Source organism: Halomonas cupida (assembly GCF_900142755.1).
In the GTDB taxonomy this organism is placed as follows: domain Bacteria; phylum Pseudomonadota; class Gammaproteobacteria; order Pseudomonadales; family Halomonadaceae; genus Halomonas; species Halomonas cupida.
Genome location: NZ_FRCA01000006.1, coordinates 67,296 through 87,674 on the forward strand (window position 1 = coordinate 67,296; position 20,379 = coordinate 87,674).

Here is a 20,379-nt window from a genome sequence, read left to right on the forward strand (position 1 = left end):
GTTCTGCTTCTCCTGCTCACTCACGCCTGACTGGGATCCGGGTTGTCCAGCACGGCCTGGGTCTGTTCACTGCGGAATGCTTCCACCGCCGCACGCACGGTGGCATCACTGGTACCGATGATCTGCGCCGCCAGCAAGCCAGCATTGGTGGCGCCGGCCTTGCCGATCGCCAGGGTGCCGACAGCCACACCACCTGGCATCTGCACGATGGAAAGCAGTGAGTCCAGCCCCTTGAGCGCCTTTGATTCAACCGGCACACCCAGTACCGGCACAGCAGTCTGCGAGGCCACCATCCCCGGCAGGTGAGCCGCCCCACCCGCACCGGCAATGATCACCTGAAGACCTCGTTCGGCGGCGCCCTTGGCGTAGTCGAACAACAGGTCTGGTGTCCGATGGGCCGATACCACCCGGGTTTCGTAGTCCACGCCGAGGCGTTCCAGCATGGCCACAGCATGCTCCATGACCGGCCAGTCCGATTTGGACCCCATGATCACACCAACGCGAGGCGACGGGTGGCTTGACGACATCTACAACTCCTCAAGAACGACGGTTCAGCAGCAAAAAATTTACCGCAAAGAGTGAACGATCAGGAAGCCGCATAGTCTAGCAGAGCCAGGGGGTGTATACCTCACCACAAATATTAACCCGGCATGTTTTCATGTTGGGTTGATTGCGGCACAGGGACGTGCCGCCGAAAATCAAATCGATCAGGATGAGCTATTTGATTGCCACGTTAATAAACCGCGTCTTCATTTTGCGACAGGCCAAGGCATACTGAGTAGACTGGCAAAGTATGCCGACTGTCTCGAGAGCGACCGATGAATACCTGGCGCGCAGTTACCCTGCAACGCCAACCGAATCAGGAGAAAGACCATGAAACGCTCCCTGTTGCTGATAGTCGCATTGAGCTCAGGACTGGCACTGGCAGGCTGCAACGACGGTTCTGCTGAAGGCGACCAGAGCGACGCGCAACAGGCCGAGATGGCCAACCAACAGACCATCTCCGGCACCTTGAGCTTCGCCGAGACCGGCGACTCTCTGCCGGAGGGTACCCAGATCAACCTGTCCCTCAACGACGTTTCGCGCGCCGATGCCCCTGCAGAGCTCATCGCCGAGAAAACGATCAGTGTGGATCAGCCGGTACCCACCGACTTCACGCTCGCCTATTCTGCCGACGACGTGGTCACCAATCACGCCCATGCAATGCGCGCAGAGATTCTCGATGAGGACGGCAAGCTGCTGTGGACCACTACCACGGCCAATCTGGTCAAGGTCGGGAGTGACGCTGACCAGGCACCGGTTGCCATTGTCCTGCACCCGATCGGCCCGGACGGCTCAGCAAAGACAGCCAGCCTGCAGCAGGCTCAGGAACAGTTACTGTCCAGTGGCGACAAGCCCAATGCAGCGGAGCAGGAAGTCGCCGAGTCGGCCAGCCCCGAGGCCGTGAGCGAAGACACTACCGACATTCAGGAGCCCAGCCAGACTGAAGCCGCAGAAGCCGTCGACGAGGAAGCCTCCAGCACTGAAGCACCACAGCCCTGATCCCGTAATTGGGTCCCATCAGTTCCTGAATACGACCAACAACTGTATCAAGCAGGGAGCCCATGCCAAATGACATGGGCTCCCTGCTTATGGCTTCTGTCTTGCGGCCTCTTTCAAGGACCTGACCAACCTTCATCAGGCGGGGGCTATCTCGCGGCGCGACGCCAACCAGTTGAGCACAATAACTGCCAGCATCACTACGGCACCGCCTACATCGTAGATCAGTGAGGGGGTGAACACGCCGACAATGGCCGGCAGCATCAACAGGCGCTGCCAGTTGGGCAGCCGAGTGAACAGATAGCCTTCCAGCACCGCCGCAAATGCCGCCAGCGCCAGGATCCCGGTAAGCCCTTTCCAGATCACAATGGCCGCAGGCCCACCGATGATGATTTCCGGGTTGTAGACCATGAACAGCGGTACCAGATAGAGCCCCTTGGCGAACTTCCAGGACTGGAAACTGGTTTCCATGGGTTTGGACCCGGCAATCGCTGCACCGGCGAAGCCCGCCAGCGCAATCGGCGGAGTGACGTTGGAATCCTGGGAATACCAGAACACCACCAGATGCGCGACCAGCAAGGGGACGCCGAACTCATTGGCCAGCGCCGGGCCCACTAGTACGATCAGCACGATATAGCTGGCGGTCACCGGCAGGCCCATGCCCAGCACCAGGCTGGCCAGCAGCACCATGACCAACGCCAGCAGCAGGTGCCCGCCGGAGAAGGCCATCATCATTGCCGAGAACTTCAGCCCCAGCCCAGTGAGACCGACCACGCCGACAATGATACCGGCCACGGCACAGGCCATGGTCACCGCCACCGCATTACGCGCGCCCAGCTCCAGGCCTTCGAAGAACTTGAGTAGCCCATTGCGGCAGGCCAGCGTCAATCGTTCAGCGTTCACTGGTTGCCCGTCCACCCTGGGTGATACGAACAGGAACCACACCGCAAAGCGCAGTACCGCAACCAGCAACATACAGACAATGGCGTAGTACCCCACCCTCATCGGCGACATGTTCATCATCAGCAGCCATACCAGCACTACCAGCGGCAACAGGAAGTGCCAACCATTCTTGAGCACATCGCTCATCTGGGGCAGCTCTTCCTTCGCCATCCCCTGCATCCCCTCCTTGAGTGCAATGATATGCACGAACAGGTAGACAGTGGCGAAGTACATGAAAGCCGGCAGAATACTGACCTTGACGATCTCGATGTACGGAACCCGAGTATACTCCGCGATCAGGAAGGCCCCAGCCCCCATCAATGGCGGCATGATCTGGCCACCGGTCGAGGCCGCAGCCTCGATGCCACCCGCCTGGTGCGGCTTGTAACCGAGGCGCTTCATCAACGGAATGGTGAATGCGCCAGTGGTCACGACATTGGCAATGGCGCTGCCGGAGATCGACCCCATACCGGCCGAGGCAATGACCGCGGCCTTGGCCGGACCACCACGCTGACGACCGGTTGCGGCATAAGCCATGTCGATGAAGAACTTTCCGGCACCGGTGATCTCGAGGAAGGCTCCGAACAACACGAAAATGAAGATATAGGTCGCCGCAACGCCCATAGGCAGACCAAAGATACCTTCCTGTCCCAGGTAAAGCTGCCCCACGACACGATCCAGGTTGTAGCCGCGGTGCTCAAGGATTCCCGGCAGCCACTGGCCGAGCCAGGGCAGTTCCCCGCGTGGCCCGGCGAAAGCATAGAGCAGACCGACGACACCAATGATGGTCATCCCCAGTCCAACAGCTCGGCGACTGGCTTCAAGGACGGTGAGGGTGGCGATGATTCCGACGGTAATATCCATCTCGCTCCAGAACCCGGCGCGACCGATGATCTCGTCCAGATTCAGCGCCATATAGCCGCCAGTGATGACCGCACCACAGAAGAACGCCAGGTCAATGGCTCCCCCGATGATGCCACGCCCACGGCGCGGTCCCATCAGCGGATACATCAGGAACGCCAGCATCATCACCAGCGCAAGGTGAATACTGCGCTGATAAAAGAGCCCGAGGGGCTGGATTCCGGCGGAATACAACTGGAACAGTGACAGCGCCACGGCGACCAGCGTGATGGCCCAGAGTATCGGGCGTGAATGTCTGGCCTCATTACCCGGCACAATGGGCGAACTGGAGCTGGGAATATCACTCATCAAACATCCTCCCGGCTATCGATACCGGGAAGGTTTCCCGGCCGAGACACCAAGGTTTCATTGGTTATTATGGAATGCAGCATGGATCCTGGCCTGACGTACATGGCAGGAGTGTTACCGTCACCGCTCGATTGGCAGCCAGGGTACTCAAGCTGATGGGCGTCATGGCTTCTGGAAGCGAGTCGGGCAAGCGCTCACCGCAAGCCTGGCGATGGTTCTCGATCAAGGACTCCAGCATTGGCTCACCACGGGTGACCAGGCGATGGTCGACGCGCATGGCACCGACCCGCAGACGATAGCGGTTACCGGGAACCGGCTCATCGATGTCCTCGATCCAGTAGCCGTTCTCGCCATCCGATACCTGACGCCCCCGCCCCAACACATGGTCCAACCCAGCAGCAAAGTCCGGAAGGTGGCTACGTTCGAGCACCATGTTGCCATCCACATTACGATAGCAATCCAGCACCTCGAACCCTTCCACGGAGTGATTCCAGGCAAGGCACCATCCAACGCCTTTCGGCATGGGTAGACTGACCAGAGGAGTGCCATCCTCGGCGCTGACCTGCAACCAGTCAACAGGAGTTACCCTGGCGACTGCAGGCTGAGCGCCCAGCGTCAGTACAACCAGTGCGTAGAATGTAACCAGGGCGGGCCCGAAGGCCCGCCCCAGAACACGCTCAAGGTAAGCAATGTACCGCATCAGGGACGCTGTTTATCCTGAACTTCAGCGCCAACTTCCTCGTAATAGCGCAACGCCCCCGGATGGAAGGGAATCGGTGTCGAATTGACCGAGAACTCCACTGTGGTGTCGTTGGCCGCCGGGTGAATGGCGATCAGCTCATCCGTCTGCTCGAACAGGGTCCTGGTGATCTGGTAGGCCGTTTCCTCATCCATTTCACTGCTGGCAATCAGCACATTGGGTATCCCCAGGGTCTGTACTGCTGCATCCATGCCCTCGTAAAGATCCGCGCGCAGTTCATAGGGAGCAAATACCGGCTCGGCTTCCAGGGCCTTCTGCATTTCCTCTTCACTCAGACCGATCAGGCGCACATCGCTGGTGGTTGCCAGGTTGAGGATTGAACTGGTGGGCGGGCCGACGCTCCAGAAGCCCACGTCGATATCGCCATCACGTAGTGCGTCTGCCGTCTCGTTGAAGTTGAGGCGGCGAGCATCGAAGTCATCATAGGTCAGGCCATTGGCCTCGAGAATCGCCCGTGCATTCAGCTCTGTACCACTACCCGGAGCCCCCACCGAGACCACCTTGCCGGCCAGATCGTCCAGAGAATCGATACCGGAATCCGCCATGGTCACGATCTGCACGGCATTGGGATAGATCGAGGCAATCGCCCGGATGTTCTCGAGTTCACGCCCTTCAAAATCACCAGTGCCGGTATAGCCCTGATACACCGTGTCGGCCAATGCCAGTGCCAGGTCAGAGTCACCACGCCAGACCAGCCCCATGTTTTCCACAGAGGCGCCGGTTACCTCGGCAACAGCGTCATAGCCATCGATATGGTTCTTGATCAGTTCGGCGAGACCGCCGCCATAGGGGTAGTAGGTGCCACCGGTGCCACCGGTGGCAATGGAAAGCTGCTGCTGGGCTACCGCCGCCTGCGCCGAAATCAGTAGCGACGCCGCCACCGCCAGTTTCATAGCTCGCATGTGCTTCCTCCGCCCCGATCAGGGGACTTGTTGTTGGTCAGTTGCTTCAAGGGCGTGCTGAAAGCATCAGCCATCGCCATTGTACGTATCTACAGGGCCTACGGGCCCTTGCTCACTCATGTTCGACTGAAACTCGGATACCCGGGCGCCGCCCGCAGCCAGAGTTCAGTCACCCGCCGGGTTGCGCACCGGCCGAGAGAAACGAACAGGATTTCTCCTCAGTCCACGTCCCTGTCATCTCACGCCCCTGTTCATTCCACGTCCCTATGCAGTATCCAACGCCATTCACTTATGCAAGCTAGCAAGTGCCTGTAACCAATACCACATTATCCCTTTTGACGTTGAATCAATGGTTCTGCACAAAACAGCATAGTTGGTGCCTGTCTGGTGCACTGGCGAACCCGGAGGTCATCATAAGCAGTCGTCATGAAGGTCGTTATACCTGCCCTTCGACTTGCTCGCGGACCTTGCCCACGATATGAGCACCAATGGGAATCGCCGAGGTTGCCGCGGGAGATGGCGCATTGCCGACATTGACGGTGCGTGGTGTGTTGACGAACAGGAAGTCATCGACCAACCTCCCATCGCGCGAAACCGCCTGTGCTCGCACCCCGGCCGGCCAGGGCTCGAGGTCCTCAAGCATCAGGCTCGGACAGTACTTGCGCACTTCATCAAGGTAGCCGCGGCGCGACAGCGAGTTCTTCATCTCGCGCATGCCAGGCTTCATATGCCGCCACAACACCTTGAGTACTCCGAGATGCGTCGCCATCCCCACCAGATCTCGCGGAGAAATATCGCGGCGTCGATAGCCCTCACGGGCCAGAGCCAACACCGCGTTGGGGCCAAGGGTCACGCTGCCGTCGATCATCCGAGTCAGGTGCACGCCAAGAAACGGCATGCTGGGATCGGGGATCGGATAGATCAAGTGGTTGACGATCTGGTCATGCTGACTGGAGAGTCGGTAGTACTCTCCCCGGAACGGACAGATGGTAAAGCCCGGCGACTGCCCGAGCATGCGGATGACGCGGTCGGCCATCAGTCCAGCGCAGGTCACCAGATAGCGTGTTGGCCAGGTTCCTCCCGTCGTCGCTACCACCACTTCCTGACGACGCTCCTCCAGCGCGGTCACCGCCTGGCCGTATTCTATAACCCCACCCATTCGCTCGAATTCTGCGGCCATGGCCTGAGCTACCCGGGAATAGTCGACGATGCCGCTGGATGGCACGAAGATCGCACCGACTCCGGTGATATTCGGTTCCCGTTCGGCCAACTGCTCGGCTGTCAGCCACTCACGCTCCAGCCCATTGGCCTCGGTACGGTCCCAGAGTGCCTTCATGCGCTCGACTTCCAGAACATTGGTGGCCACCAGCAACTTGCCGCAGCAATCATAGGGAATTTCGTGTTCGTCGCAGAATGCCCTGGTGGCGCGATTGCCCTCGAGGCAGAACTTCGCTTTGAGACTGCCCGGCGTGTAGTAGACCCCAGCGTGGATGACGCCACTGTTGTGGCCGGTCTGGTGCCGGCCAGGGCCTGACTCCTTCTCCAGCAACAGCATGCGTTTGTCCGGGTAGGCCCGTTTCAACTGCATAGCGGTGGACATACCAAGAATACCGCCACCGATGATGATGAAATCGTACATTGAAACTCTCGTTATTGGTGTCCGGCCGCCTGGCTCAGGTCTCCAGGTCAGGAAGACCGGCTTGCCGACCGGCCCATAGGCATTCACGCATCGACATGACATCTATAACTCCGTCATCCCCACTCCTGCCAATCAATACACGGAACGGCAAAGCACCGTGGTGGAAGACGCCATATTGCCGGGTGCCTCTCGCGACACCGCAGAGAGTGGAGCAGAAGCCGGCGACAGGATCGAGTACTACCCCCGACCCGAGTCCTGGCGCAGCTCCCGTCGCATCTGCCGCTCAGTGAACTGAGTACCATAACGCTGCCGCGACCAGCCATACAGCGCCAGCCCCAGTATCGTCCAACCGGCGAACAACGCCCATTCGATGGGCTTGAGCGCAGAGGGGCTCCCTGGCATATACAGACCAATCAATGCCAGTGAAAGAAGTATTGCCAGCCACCCCACCAGACGTGGATGGCGTACACGGAAGGGACGCTCCAGTTCGGGCTCCCTGTGCCGCAGGATCACGAAGGACAACGACACGAACAGGTAGGCCACGACAATGCCGAGCCCGCCGGCGACAACCAGCCAGACCATGGCCGAACGTCCCAGCAACGGCGCCAGACTGGAGAGGATACCGATCAGCAGGATGGCATTGACGGGTGTGCGGTGGCGCGGATGAAGCTTGCCGAGAAAAGCCGGCAGCATGCCACAGTGGGCCAGCGCATAGAGGGCCCGGGAGCCTCCCACATAGAAGGCGTTCCAACTGGTCAGGATACCGGCGATCCCGGCCAGCACCATCAACTTGCCCGCCCAGGGCGCCTGAAATACGGCCTGCATGGCATCGGGCACCGCCAGGTCGCTGTCGGCAAGAGCATCTGGCGTCAACATCAGGGAGGTACCGAGAATGATCAAGGCGTACCAGAATACCGCCAGGACGACCGACACCATCAGCACTCGGCCGATCTCACGAAACGGCAGATCGATCTCCTCGGCCGCCTGCGGAATGACATCGAAACCAACAAACATGAAGGGCACCATGATGATCACCAGCATGATACCGCCAGCCACACCATTCTCGGCATGAAACAGTGGCTGCATGGTACCCAACTCTCCCTCGAACAGAGCGCCGGTGATGAACATGATGCCGACCACCAGAATCAGTAGCGTGACAACTTTCTGCACCAACGCCGCGGTGCGCACTCCCAGATAGTTGATCACCATCATGGCAACCGAGCCAACCACGCCGACCGCAACCCAGGTGGCCTTGACGTCCCAACCGGCGATGGTCCAGAGGTGGCCCACGGAATAGGACGGGAACAGGTATTCAACAACCGTCGGCAATGCTACCGCTTCGAAGGCCACTACGCTGATATAGCCAAGCACGATGGCCCAGGTGCAGAGAAAGGAAGCAAAGTGACCCATGGCTCGATAGCTGTAGACGTGCTCACCGCCAACTTGAGGCATGGCAGAGGCGAGTTCAGCGTAGGTCAGTCCAACCAACACGATCACCAGTCCACCCAGCAGGAAAGCCGAGATGGCACCAACACTGCCGGCCGAGACAATCCAGTTGCCGGTCAGTACGATCCACCCCCAACCGATCATGGCACCGAAAGCGAGCGCCAGCACATCCTTGCGTGCCAGGACCCGACTCAATTCCGGGTGTGGAGAGCTGTTATTCATATCCCACATCCATGTTTCATATCTCCTTGAGACTTGGCCCGGTCGACCCAATAGTGGTCTGGAGAGCCCTGTTGTTATTGTGCATGCAAGACTCAAAATATCACACAGACTTGCAGAACCTCGACGTTTTTCGTCCTGGCCCAATGTCTAACAATCTCCCTGATGGCGGGGAAATGCCGTGGATTCCACGCTCACGGAAAGCCGTCAGCAGACATGGGCCAGCAAACGTAAATCAGGGCTGGCGAAAGACGTCGAAAGGTTGCATGCTGTAGGTGTCACAACCGCCCACTGGAGCATCATGAGTACCGCATATTCCTCGTCTCGAGCAGACGCTCTCGAACCGCCTCCTCGACGATGCCCTGACCTTGATGTCAGGGACCTGGAACAACGCACTCGCTTAATGCGCATAGTCACACGGCTCATCGCCGTATCCGATCTCGGTAGCCGCGAGATCGCCCGCCGCGCGGGCATCCCGATACAGAAGATCAGCGATCTTCTCTCGGGAAAACTCGAACATTTCACCTACGATGAACTTCAAGCCATCCGCCGTATCATAGATAGCGGACAGGCTTCGCCTGCCTGAAGCCGTGCTCTTTCGGAACGTGCTCTTTCTGGAACAGTGCTCAAGGCTCGATGCCATCATGCCCACCCGATGATCTCCGATCATCGGGTGCTGTTGAGTACCCGCTCATCCAGGGCCTCAACGACAGGCTATCGGCGAAAGCTTCATTACCTTCAACAGGAGTTCTGACATGCGCCGTATCCTCATCGCCCTTCTGGCCGCTTTGCCGCTGACAGCTCTGGCCGATGGTCAGGCGACGCTTCTCGATGGTGACGGTGACCCTACCAGTGCTGTCGTGGCGCGCTGGGCCGGTGAACAACTGCGCGTGGATTTTCCCGAACATGCCGCGCGAGGCTATCTGTTGATGCGTGATGGCAAGGGACATGTCGTCACCAATATCAGTGGGCAAACCGTCGTCCTCGGCATTCGCGATGTTCAATCCATGCTCGGCCAACTGGGTGGCGTCGACAGCAGCCAGTTGGGTAGCTACCAGGCACAGAGCGTTACCTCGCTGACCGCCACAGGCGAGTCCGAGACCGTGGCCGGCCTGCAGGGAGACGTCTATCTCCTCGACTGGGTCAACAAGGATGGCGAAGCTCATGAGGACCGGCTGGTACTGAGCCCAACCCCAGCAGCCCTGGAGTTGCTTGGCGTCTTCGATCGCTATCAGCAGATCCTTACCGGACGCGCTGACCCTGTCGCCGCCACTCTCCGTGAGCACGGCCTGGGTATCCTGCGCTTCGGTGATCGTTTCCAGGTGTCTGCGTTATCGTCGAACTCCCCCGACCCCTCGGCCTTTGCCTTGCCCAGCCAGAGCGGTGGCCTGCAGGATCTGCTCAAGTCCGTTGTTCAGTGAAGCCTGTTGGACAGAGGCCATACACAGGGCCAGAATCACATTCAGTAACCAATACTCCAGGCACTTTAACTGATGCATACAAAGGGTCTTGTGCGATTGCACGATGTTTCTTTCGTTCGTCCGACAGGATGCAAAAAGAAACAAGTTGCATATTGCGACAACTGGATTCCTGGCCGCGGCAATGACAGCAGGGGGCAGCATGAGGTCAATCGACAAGACTCTTCTTGAACAGATGCACATCAGCGACGTCGAGATAGAGAGGCGCAAGGAAATTCTGCGCCTCAGTGATGATGACCTGACAGACCTCGCCAACCTCCATCCACTGATCAACAGACATATCGACACCATCGTCGAGGAGTTCTATGCACGGCAGACGGAAATCGACGAGATCAATCTGCTGATCGGTGACTCAGAGACACTGCAGCGACTGCGTTCGGCGCAACGTCAGTATGTGCTGGATATCTTTGCCGGTCCCTACGATGCCGACTACGTCAACAGCCGCCTGCGTATAGGGCTGGTTCACAAGCGCATCGGCGTCGAACCCAAACTGTTTCTCGCCGCCATGTGCACACTCAAGGAAATCCTGTTTCGTATCCTCGACGAAAACCTCGATGCGGCGGATGAGACGCAGCGTTTCAAGTCGATTCTCGACAAGCTGCTGCATTTCGACATTACCCTGGTATTCGACACCTACATCGATACGCTGCTCAATGAAGTCCATATCGCACGCAGTCGCATGGAGCAATACGCGCGAAATCTCGAAGAGAAAACCAAGGAGCTGGCCGCCTATGCCGAGAAGGACGCTCTCACCGGGCTATACAACCAGCGGGGCATGGCAGCGGCTCTGCACCGCGAGATACTCCTGACAGAGCGGCGCCAATCACGCCTCTGTGTGATCTATTGCGATATTGACGACTTCAAGAAGATCAATGACAACTACGGACATCACAAGGGTGATGAGGTCCTCGTTGCCGTCGCCGGGCTGTTGCACGACTGCATGCGACAGAGTGATATCTGCTGTCGAGCCGGTGGAGATGAGTTCTGCTGCATCCTGCCCGATTGCGATGAACGCGGCGCCAGAATGATGAGCCAACGAGTCGAGAATGCCTTCACCAGCCGTTACCCGGATTTCAGCCTCAGTACCGGCGTTGCCGAGTTCAGTGGACAGCACTCCACCACTGCAGGTGAGCTGGTGCGTGCTGCCGATGAGATGATGTATCGCAACAAGCAGCAGCGCAAACAACCCTCATCCCTCGACCAGGCAGACGTCGATACAGCGGCAAGCGACACGAATAGCGATACATCAGCGGAGGCTCACCAGTCCTCCAACCAGCCCGATTGATCCGCTCCAGACCACTGTTTGTAGGCTGGAGCCCCATCGCCCCCTTCAGCTCAGGGCGATGGTGCTGTTGATGCCACTGGAGACATTCTCCGGCTCGAACCAGCGCGCGGTGACCGTCTTGGTCTGGGTCCAGAACTGGATAGCCTGCTTGCCGTTGGGGCCCAGATCGCCCAGCTTCGAGCCACGTGACCCCGTGAAGCTGAACCAGGCCACCGGCACCGGAATCGGCACATTGATCCCCACCTGCCCAACATCGATATCGCTCTCGAAACGCCTTGCCACCCACCCAGAGTTGGTAAAGATCGAGGTACCATTGCCGTTGGGGTTGGCATTGATGAAAGCAATCGCCTCATCCAGAGTCTCGACTTCCACCACACAGAGCACTGGCCCGAAAATTTCCTCACGATAGATGGTCATATCAGCACTGACACCGGCAAATACTGTTGGCCCGACAAAGTTGCCCTCAGCGTAGCCTTCCACGCGGCAGCCACGCCCATCCACCAGTAGCCGTGCACCTTCCTGTTCTCCCGTGGTGATCAGTGATTCCACTCGATCCTTCGCCTGCGGCGACACCAGCGGCCCGAGATCCGCGTCTCGATCGGTGCCCGGCCCGACTTTCATGCCACGAGCCCCGTCGACGATATCCTCCAGCCACTGACGAGCCTCACCAACCAGCATTACCACAGAATTGGCCATGCAGCGCTGCCCCGCCGCTCCAAATGCGGAGCCGAGCAGGTTGTTGATCGCCTGACTTCGGTTGGCATCCGGCATGACCACACAATGGTTCTTGGCTCCCATCATTGCCTGGCAACGCTTGCCCGACTCACTGGCCCGACGATATATCTGGGTGCCGACATGGGTGGAGCCGATGAACGACACTGCCTTGATATCCGGGTGCTCACAGAGCCGGTTAGCCACCTCGGGGCCACCATGAACCACATTGAGAACACCAGCTGGCACCCCCGCTTCCAACGCCAGTTCCACCAGACGCATGGTCGAGCTCGGGTCCTGTTCAGAGGGCTTGAGGACAAAGCAGTTGCCTGTAGCGATGGCCAGCGGAAACATGAAACAGGGCAGCATTATCGGGAAGTTGAAGGCGGTGATACCCGATCCCACTCCCAGTGGCTGATGGAGGGTATAGACATCCACTTCACTGGCAGCATTCTCGGCCACCTCCCCCAACTGCAGGGAACTGATCGAACAGGCATGCTCGATAACTTCCAGTCCCCGTCCGACCTCGCCCTCGGCATCGGGCAATGTCTTGCCGTGCTCTTCACTGATCAACGCCGCCAATTCACTGGTGTGTTCACGCACCAGTGCCTGAAGCTTGAGCATGATACGCATACGCTTTGCCAGCGGCACCTTGCGCCAACTGACGAAGGCTTCTCTGGCACTGGTTATGGCACGGTCGACTTCCTCGACACTACAGAACGGTACCCTGGCGACCACCAGCTGAGTTGCCGGATTGACCACATCACGCCACTCACCGCTCTGCGACGTGACAGCCTGGCCGTCGATGATCATGGGGATTTCGCGAACGGACATAAATGTGCTCCAGTCGTTGTCATTGTTTCGATAGTTTCTTGCGATGAACCTACTCGACGAACTTTCTCGACAAGCCTTTTCGATGGCTCTATTGATGGTTCTGTCGATATGGCTGCGTCGGTGTAATTGGGCCGTGGTCACCGGGTCACGGACCATTGAGCTGTCGGCGCTATTAACATGGCAATCAAATAGCTCATCCTGATCGATTTGATTTTCGTCCGCACCACACTGGCGCAGATGCGCGGATCTGCGCCAGTGTGGTCCGGTCTCGCGTCGGCCTGATGGCCGACGGCGGCACGCTCCTGTGCCGCCATTAACCCAACATGAAAGCATGCCGGGTTAATACTGGTGTTGTTGGCTTCACTGGTATCCATGTCTGCGAGGCAAGCAGAATGCAGCGACATGTGCAGGCCAGCACGGCAACCCAGTGGCGCAACATTTTTATAGGGTCCCATGAGTCTAGCCAGAGGTTGGATGGTTAAACAATGCGCAGCGAAGCATACTGCTTGTGCATTCATGCACAACTGAAGTCGCTGGAGTCATCATGCTGGATTGGCAGGACATGCAGATATTTCTCGAGGTCGCGAGACACTCAAGACTGACAGATGCCGCACGGCGCCTGGCGCTTGACCATTCGACCCTGTCACGGCGAACACGGCGCTTTGAACAGCAGCTGAATACCCAACTGTTCGAGCGCAGTACCCACGGCTACCGGCTCACCGAAGCCGGGATACGCCTCAAGGCCCATGTTGAACAGATGGCACTGCATGCCGAGGAAGCCACCGACAGCCTGGCCAATCAGAACCTCAAACTGGAGGGACAGGTACGGCTGGGGGTAACCGAAGGCTTCGGCACCTGGGTCATCGCACCGTTATTGACAGCCTTTGCCGAGCGCCACCCCGGCGTCACTCTGGACCTGCTGACCCTGCCGCGCATGGTCAATCTGAGCCGCCACGAGGCGGATCTCGCCATCACCGTCGAGCGCCCCAGCAACCCAGCGCTGGTCACCTCCCATCTCTGCGACTACCGCCTGCGGCTGTACACCAGTCGCTCCTATGGCGAACGCCACGGTCTGCCGAGCCAGTTGTGCGAACTGAGCCAGCACCGCCTGATCGGCTATGTCGATGACCTGATCTTCAGCGACCAGCTCAACTATCTCGACCCGCTGTTGAGTGACGATATCCAACTGGCTCGCCATGCCCATTTCGCCATGCGCAGCACCAGCGTCACCACTCAGCTCAGCGCTACACTCAGTGGTGCCGGACTGGGTATCCTGCCGTGCTTCATGGGAGCGAGCCACACACAGCTGCAGACACTGCTGGAAGAGGAAGTGGATGTCGTGCGGGCCTTCTGGATCACTGCACGCCAGGAACAGCGTCAGCTGTCCCGGGTTCGCCTGGTATGGGATTACCTACGCGAAGCCCTGGCGCTCAACCAGGCCTTTCTGATGGGTGACCACGATCACTTGACCCTGCCGACCGAGGAAGCGACGGCAGGTGATTGATGCCTTCGGGTTTGGTCCTCTCAGGACTCCACCCGAGGAGGCTCCACCTCCAGCTTCTGGGCGGCAATGACAGCCTGGGTGCGTGAGTGCACTCCCAGCTTGCGAAGAATCGCTGTGACATGTGCCTTGATGGTGGCTTCGGACACATTGAGCTCGTAGGCAATCTGCTTGTTGAGCAGACCTTCGGTGAGCATATTGAGCACACGGAACTGTTGAGGGGTCAGCGATGCGATGGCCTCGGCGAACCGCGCTTCCTCCTCATTGGCATCACCAAGTGCATCAGCCATTTCTTCCGGTAGCCAGACTTCACCGTCAAGGATTTCTCCTACTGCCTCGGCTATCAGCGCCAGTGATGACGACTTGGGAATGAAGCCGGACGCACCATAGTCGATGGCACGACGTACTACATGGACTTCATCGCTGCCGGAGACAACCGCAACCGGAATGTCCGGTGTCTGACCGCGCAACTGGATCAAGCCGGAAAAACCATGGGCTCCCGGCATGTGGAGGTCCAACAGGATCAGGTCGGCGTCGGGATGACGGATCACGACATCCGTGGTCGCTTCCATTGTGTCAGCTTCAACAATCTCGGCCTGGGGTGCCAACTGTCGCAGTGCTTGAGTCAAGGCAGCACGGAACAGCGGATGGTCATCGGCGACGATGAATTTCTGGGCAAAGGCCATGGATTCTCCTCCGGATTCCGATGCAGCGATACAGGCCATACGCCGCAACGCAAGACTCTTGTTTGACAGCATGTTACCCCATGGGTGGCAGCATCCCAAGACTATAAGAGGGATCATAGTCAACGCCACCCATGGAAAACAGCGCCGACCTCATGGCCGACGCTGGTTTGCGGGTTATGAACTAGTTGGGAACTTGATAGGTAGAAGCGATATCAGCGGATGGCACGATGCTCGATCAGATCATCGACTACCGATGGATCAGCCAGAGTACTGGTATCCCCCAGACCGTCACATTCATTGGCAGCAATCTTGCGCAGAATACGGCGCATGATCTTGCCGGAACGGGTCTTGGGCAGTCCCGGCGCCCACTGGATATGATCCGGCGAGGCAATCGGGCCGATGTCCTTGCGTACCCATTGAGTCAGTTCCTTGCGCAGCTCCTCGCTCGGCTCCACCTCATCGGTGAGGGTCACATAGATATAGATGCCCTGCCCCTTGATATCGTGCGGGAAGCCTACCACTGCGGCCTCGGCCACTGCCTGATGGGCCACCAGCGAGGATTCGATCTCGGCAGTGCCCATGCGATGTCCGGATACATTGAGCACATCATCGACGCGGCCAGTGATCCAGTAGTAGCCATCCTCGTCACGACGACAACCATCACCAGTGAAGTACATGCCTTCGTAGGTGGAGAAATAGGTCTGGATGAAACGCTCGTGATTCCCCCAGATCGAGCGCGCCTGACCCGGCCAGGCATCGAGGATCACCAGGTTGCCATCGGTGGCCCCCTCGAGCAGCTTGCCTTCGTTGTCGACCAGCGCTGGCTGCACACCGAACAACGGCAATGTCGCCGATCCCGGCTTGAGGTCCGTGGCACCGGGCAGCGGTGCGATCATGATGCCGCCGGTCTCGGTCTGCCACCAGGTATCCACGATCGGACACTTGCTGTTGCCGATCACGCGGTGATACCACTCCCAGGCCTCGGGATTGATCGGCTCACCAACCGACCCCAACAGACGCAGACTATCGCGCTTGCTGGAGTCCATGACATGGTCGCCATGGGCCATCAGCGCGCGGACCGCCGTCGGTGCGGTATAGAGAATGCTGACCTTGTGCTTGTCGACGATCTCGCCCATGCGCCCGTGGGTCGGATAGCTCGGCACGCCCTCGAACATCAGCGTGGTCGCCCCATTGGCGAGAGGACCGTAGACGATATAGCTGTGCCCGGTCACCCAGCCGACATCCGCCGTACACCAGTAGACTTCACCGTCCTGATAGTCGAACACGTACTGATGGGTCAGGCCGGCGTAGAGCAGATAGCCACCACTGGTGTGCTTGAGTCCCTTGGGTGTGCCGGTCGAACCTGAGGTATAGAGGATGAACAGCGGATCCTCGGCGTTGACCTCTTCTGCCGGGCATTCGGTGTCCTGGCCATCGACCAGATCGTGATACCAGACATCGCGGCTCTCATGCCAGTCGATATTGCCACCGGTACGCTTGACCACCAACACCTTCTCGGCCACATCAGTGCCATCCCGTGTCAGGGCGGCGTCGACGTTTTCCTTGAGCGGGACCTGCTTGCCACCTCGTACCGATTCATCGGCGGTGATCACCACCCGCGAGGCCGCATCCTTGATGCGTTGTGCCAGAGCATCGGGAGAGAAGCCACCAAATACCACCGAATGAACGGCACCGATGCGAGCACAGGCCAACATTGCCATAGCGGCCTCGGGAATCATGGGCATGTACAGGGTGACGGTATCGCCCTTCTTCACACCCAGCGATTTCAGCGCATTGGCCAGTTGACAGGTCCGCTCGTAGAGCTCGCGGTAGGTGATGTGGGCCGACTCGTTGGGGTCATCGCCTTCCCAGATGATGGCAGTCTGATCCCCTCGGGTGGCCAGGTGACGATCCAGACAGTTGGCACTGACATTGAGCGTGCCATCCTCGAACCAGCGGATATCGACATTGTCACTGGCATAGGACGTATTCTTGATGGTGGTGGGTGTCTTGATCCAGTCGAGCCGCTCTGCCTGTTCCTTCCAGAACCCCTGGGGATCCTCCACTGACTGCCGGTAGAGCTTTTGATAGGTGTCCTTGTCCGCCCAGGCATTGCGGGCAAAATCATCAGAAACCGGATAAACGTGGGAATGATCGCTCATGGTGCAGTTATCCTTGGAGTCGCCTTCGAAGTGTGTCTGCCGACCGTCAACTACGCACGACCGGCACCATAAAGCCAGTTCCCAGCATAACGTCGCCCACCTGACGAATCCCCTTAGACATTGGTATGAGTATTTTTCTTTTTTGCAACAATGGCTTAGAGTTAATTTTCCATTTTGTGCATATCCGCTTCAGGCACAGTGACGCAAGCGCCCGCGACAGCGCCGACAACGATACTCACGACCGTTGCGGGCATTGGCGTGGCGCCGAGCCGAGAAGTGATGCTCCTGACAGTCACAGCGATAGATATAGGGTGCTGGACTGGCACTGCGCGTATCAAACTCGTGCGTGACACTGGGCGCTATCCCGAACAAACGGACCATCACTGTCTGCCATTCACGTCCATGGGGTCGGAATGATGGCCCGTCCTCCAGGTGCCAGACCAGCCAGTGCGCTACCTCGTGGGGAACTACCTCGACCACAAATTCCATCCGGTTGTCGCTCAACAGCACGGGATTGAAGCGCAACCCACCACGTCCAAAGTGTGCCTGCCCAGCACCCTTGCCACGCAGATCAAACCACACTTCAGGTTGCGGCAGATCCGGATACAGTGAGTGGCAGAGCGCCATGGCATCGTCCACTCTCTGACGCACCAGCGCCTGCAACTCAGGTAGCGTCAGGCGGGCAAGCATCTCTCGGTCAGGGTTGGGCAATGTCGGCATCATGGTCGTGAGCTAGAGTGGTATCCCGCAAGTTCATCAAATTTCAGAGCCCTCAGGTGCCGTTGGGGCAAGACCAGGCACGCGGGAGGATGGCAATGCTACAATGCGCGATCATGCTACGGTGGCAGGCCAGAGTTCGCCACCACCCGTTGCTTCTCCGATTGCCGATTGCTGCGAGCGCACCATGTCCGACTCCGATACGCCGCTACCCCAACCCCTGCTTGATGATGAAGGCCTGGACCTGCTGGACGACTTTCTTCACGAGCGCGCAGGCCCCGATGCGCTGGATCTGATCGGTGCCCACGGCTTCCTGGTGGCACTGGCTGTCGCTCCACGCGAACTGCCCGCAGCCAACTGGATTGCCGAACTGTTCCATGGCACACCAGAGTTCGACAATGAGCAGGAGCGCGAGACGATTCTCGGCCTGCTGGAACAGTTGCGCCGCAATGCCATTGATGTCCTTGAAACCGGCGGCCTGCCGGAGTTGCCTTTCGAGTTGACGCTCGATGGCGTCCCCCCGGAAGAAACGCCAATCGGAGACTGGTGCGCCGGCTTCATGGAAGGCGTCTTTCTCGATGAACCGGCCTGGTTCGAAGGCGACGAGGAAACCACCGCTACCCTGCTGCTCCCGTTCATGCTGCTTTCGGGTCTGTTCAACGAAGAACCGGATATGGCTGAGCTGAGCCGTGACACCCAACGCCTGGAAAGTCTGGTCGGCCAGCTCCCTGAGCTGGTGCTGGATCTCTATCTGCATTTCCGCGTTCCACCGGATACCGCCAAGCCCAAACCCCGCCCCAAACGTCCCGCCGGCAAGGCTGGGAAAGGCAAGGGGCGTGGCGGAAAGCGCTAGCAGCAGCAAGGTATCAAAGCAGAAGCTACAAGCCTCGGGCTACGAGCTGTCCAGTGCCAACCTGTCAGCTACGTGCCTTTCCTCGGGGTTCGGGGTTCGGGGTTCGGGGTTCGGGGTTCAAGCTTGAGCGTAGCGTACTCGTGACTCATAGCTCGCGGCTGGAGCCACTTACAGCTTAAAACTCACAGCTCGTAGCTCGTAGCTCGTAGCTCGTAGCAGAAAACACTACCTCAACCTTGTCATCCAGCTATCCAGGCTGCCATACAGCCAGGTTCTCGCCTTCTTCCACCAAGGGCGCTCCTGCCATTCCTGCAGGTGGATTTCCCGACTTACCGCGAAGTTACGCTCGAACAACTGGCGGACATCCTCGGCAAAGGCGGCACATTCCACCTCCTGATTGGCTTCCAGGTTCCACTGCAGGCTCCAGTGGTCGAAGTTGCAGGATCCGAGACTGGCCCAGTCATCGACAAGCACGAACTTGGCGTGGATAAAGCCAGGCTGGAATTCGTGGATTCGCACTCCAGCCTGCAGCAGGCGCGCGTAGAATCGCTGCCCGGCATAACGCACTCCGGGATGGTCATGGGCACTGCCCGGCAGCAGCAACCGGACATCAACCCCACGACGGGCCGCCCGCTGCAACCGCCAGCGCAACCCCAGGGTGGGAACAAAATAGGGCGTGCACAGCCATAGACGCCGGTCAGCGGAGGTAATGCGATCCTGTAGCGACAGGCGTATCGCCTGGAATCGGTATCCCCTGCCCCAGATGACTCGTCCCCGGGCTCCGCCCGCCAGCGGCTCACCATCAACCGGCGGCATGAGCGGCTTCGCCTCGCGAGCGCCCTTTGTCAGCGGTGACTGCCAGACACTGCGAAACAAGCGGACCCAGTCCGCCACCACGGGTCCCTCGACCCTGACCGCCAACTCGAACCAGGCTTCGAGAAACTCATCAACGGCACCGAAGCCGCCGGTGAAAGCAATACGCTGGTCGACGACCACCAGTTTGCGGTGATCGCGGCTGACATTGCGCGCCAACGAATGCCAGGCCAGCGGGTTGAAGTCGCGTAACCACACCCCGCCCTGGGTCAGGCGCTGGCGATCCGCCTGAGCCAGCCCCATGGAGCCGAATCCATCCAGCAGCAGATAGACGGAAACGCCCCGCTGTGCGGCTGCCAGCAACGCCTCGATGACCCGATTCGCCAGCTGCCCGGACTCCATGAGATAAAGTTCGATCAGGATGCTCTCCTGCGCCTGCTCCACCGCCTCGAAGAGCGCGGGCAGAAAGCACCGTGATTCAGGCAACAAAGTAATGTGGTTGCCTTCTCTCCAGTGCGCTCTGGCACGCTTGATGGAGGGATTCCGTCTGCTACTCACCTGGTTTCCACTTCCCTGCTACTGTCATTCAAGGTAAAAAGGCCAGGGCCTGGCCACTCACGGCGGGGCCGTTATACTGGCGGCATTCATCAGCGCTTATTCAGCGTGGCTTCACTTCCAACGGA

Annotated in this window: 18 protein-coding genes; 6 read left to right on the forward strand and 12 right to left on the reverse strand. The window is 58.9% G+C overall.

Translation table 11 applies throughout. The features are described from left to right. Positions 1-20: 20 nt before the first annotated feature. Complete coding sequence (purE, locus tag BUE38_RS12240) at positions 21-527, reverse strand: 5-(carboxyamino)imidazole ribonucleotide mutase (RefSeq protein WP_073435514.1); 507 nt, start codon at positions 525-527, stop codon at positions 21-23. A gap of 346 nt (positions 528-873) precedes the next feature. On the opposite strand from purE, the gene BUE38_RS12245 reads away from it, so the two are divergent. Continuing rightward, positions 874-1,542 carry a YbaY family lipoprotein gene (locus BUE38_RS12245; RefSeq protein WP_073435515.1) on the forward strand — a complete coding sequence of 223 codons (669 nt, stop codon included), beginning with the start codon at positions 874-876 and terminating at the stop codon, positions 1,540-1,542. 135 nt (positions 1,543-1,677) lie between these two features. On the opposite strand, the gene BUE38_RS12250 is transcribed toward BUE38_RS12245, so the two are convergent. The 5 genes from BUE38_RS12250 to BUE38_RS12270 all read right to left on the reverse strand — a co-directional run bounded on the left by BUE38_RS12250 (position 1,678) and on the right by BUE38_RS12270 (position 8,659). After that, positions 1,678-3,690: a TRAP transporter permease gene (locus BUE38_RS12250; RefSeq protein ID WP_073435516.1), complete on the reverse strand. Its 2,013-nt coding sequence runs from the start codon at positions 3,688-3,690 to the stop codon at positions 1,678-1,680. Between the two features lie 67 nt (positions 3,691-3,757). Beyond that, positions 3,758-4,390 carry a DUF1850 domain-containing protein gene (locus BUE38_RS12255; RefSeq protein ID WP_073435517.1) on the reverse strand — a complete coding sequence of 211 codons (633 nt, stop codon included), beginning with the start codon at positions 4,388-4,390 and terminating at the stop codon, positions 3,758-3,760. Beyond that, positions 4,390-5,352, reverse strand: coding sequence for a TAXI family TRAP transporter solute-binding subunit (locus BUE38_RS12260; RefSeq protein WP_073435518.1), 963 nt, complete (start codon positions 5,350-5,352; stop codon positions 4,390-4,392). The genes BUE38_RS12255 and BUE38_RS12260 overlap by 1 nt, the downstream gene beginning before the upstream one ends. Before the next feature lie 436 nt (positions 5,353-5,788). Next, positions 5,789-6,991, reverse strand: a complete 1,203-nt coding sequence (lhgO, locus tag BUE38_RS12265; RefSeq protein ID WP_073435519.1) for an L-2-hydroxyglutarate oxidase — start codon at positions 6,989-6,991, stop codon at positions 5,789-5,791. Positions 6,992-7,228: 237 nt separating this feature from the next. Beyond that, positions 7,229-8,659 carry an APC family permease gene (locus tag BUE38_RS12270; RefSeq protein WP_073435664.1) on the reverse strand — a complete coding sequence of 477 codons (1,431 nt, stop codon included), beginning with the start codon at positions 8,657-8,659 and terminating at the stop codon, positions 7,229-7,231. A 178-nt stretch (positions 8,660-8,837) separates the two neighbouring features. Here BUE38_RS12270 and BUE38_RS12275 point away from each other — a divergent pair, with 178 nt between their 5' ends. The 3 genes from BUE38_RS12275 to BUE38_RS12285 all read left to right on the forward strand — a co-directional run bounded on the left by BUE38_RS12275 (position 8,838) and on the right by BUE38_RS12285 (position 11,419). Then, complete coding sequence (locus BUE38_RS12275) at positions 8,838-9,242, forward strand: XRE family transcriptional regulator (protein ID WP_234986938.1); 405 nt, start codon at positions 8,838-8,840, stop codon at positions 9,240-9,242. A 169-nt stretch (positions 9,243-9,411) separates the two neighbouring features. Beyond that, positions 9,412-10,077 (forward strand): hypothetical protein, encoded by a 666-nt coding sequence (locus BUE38_RS12280; protein WP_073435521.1) that lies wholly within the window; start codon positions 9,412-9,414, stop codon positions 10,075-10,077. Between the two features lie 199 nt (positions 10,078-10,276). Continuing rightward, a complete protein-coding gene (locus BUE38_RS12285) occupies positions 10,277-11,419 on the forward strand; it encodes a GGDEF domain-containing protein (protein WP_073435522.1) in 1,143 nt (380 codons plus the stop codon). Between the two features lie 45 nt (positions 11,420-11,464). Here BUE38_RS12285 and BUE38_RS12290 read toward each other — a convergent pair whose 3' ends face one another. Then, on the reverse strand, positions 11,465-12,964 hold the full coding sequence (locus BUE38_RS12290) for a CoA-acylating methylmalonate-semialdehyde dehydrogenase (protein WP_073435523.1): 1,500 nt from the start codon (positions 12,962-12,964) through the stop codon (positions 11,465-11,467). Between the two features lie 137 nt (positions 12,965-13,101). Next, on the reverse strand, positions 13,102-13,419 hold the full coding sequence (locus BUE38_RS22545; RefSeq protein ID WP_143166303.1) for a hypothetical protein: 318 nt from the start codon (positions 13,417-13,419) through the stop codon (positions 13,102-13,104). Between the two features lie 89 nt (positions 13,420-13,508). Here BUE38_RS22545 and BUE38_RS12295 point away from each other — a divergent pair, with 89 nt between their 5' ends. Continuing rightward, complete coding sequence (locus tag BUE38_RS12295) at positions 13,509-14,468, forward strand: LysR family transcriptional regulator (protein WP_073435524.1); 960 nt, start codon at positions 13,509-13,511, stop codon at positions 14,466-14,468. A gap of 20 nt (positions 14,469-14,488) precedes the next feature. Here BUE38_RS12295 and BUE38_RS12300 read toward each other — a convergent pair whose 3' ends face one another. The 3 genes from BUE38_RS12300 to BUE38_RS12310 form a co-directional block, all read right to left on the reverse strand. Continuing rightward, complete coding sequence (locus tag BUE38_RS12300) at positions 14,489-15,151, reverse strand: LuxR C-terminal-related transcriptional regulator (protein ID WP_073435525.1); 663 nt, start codon at positions 15,149-15,151, stop codon at positions 14,489-14,491. Between the two features lie 212 nt (positions 15,152-15,363). Beyond that, complete coding sequence (acs, locus tag BUE38_RS12305) at positions 15,364-17,313, reverse strand: acetate--CoA ligase (protein ID WP_073435526.1); 1,950 nt, start codon at positions 17,311-17,313, stop codon at positions 15,364-15,366. Between the two features lie 189 nt (positions 17,314-17,502). Continuing rightward, positions 17,503-18,033: a SprT family zinc-dependent metalloprotease gene (locus tag BUE38_RS12310; protein WP_073435665.1), complete on the reverse strand. Its 531-nt coding sequence runs from the start codon at positions 18,031-18,033 to the stop codon at positions 17,503-17,505. Positions 18,034-18,217: 184 nt separating this feature from the next. Between BUE38_RS12310 and BUE38_RS12315 the strand changes: the two genes are divergently transcribed. Next, positions 18,218-18,883: a YecA/YgfB family protein gene (locus BUE38_RS12315; RefSeq protein WP_073435666.1), complete on the forward strand. Its 666-nt coding sequence runs from the start codon at positions 18,218-18,220 to the stop codon at positions 18,881-18,883. Between the two features lie 225 nt (positions 18,884-19,108). On the opposite strand, the gene BUE38_RS12320 is transcribed toward BUE38_RS12315, so the two are convergent. After that, the gene (locus BUE38_RS12320; RefSeq protein ID WP_234986939.1) at positions 19,109-20,254 is read right to left on the reverse strand and encodes a phospholipase D-like domain-containing protein; all 1,146 of its coding nucleotides are present in this window, start codon (positions 20,252-20,254) and stop codon (positions 19,109-19,111) included. Between the last annotated feature and the right edge of the window lie 125 nt (positions 20,255-20,379).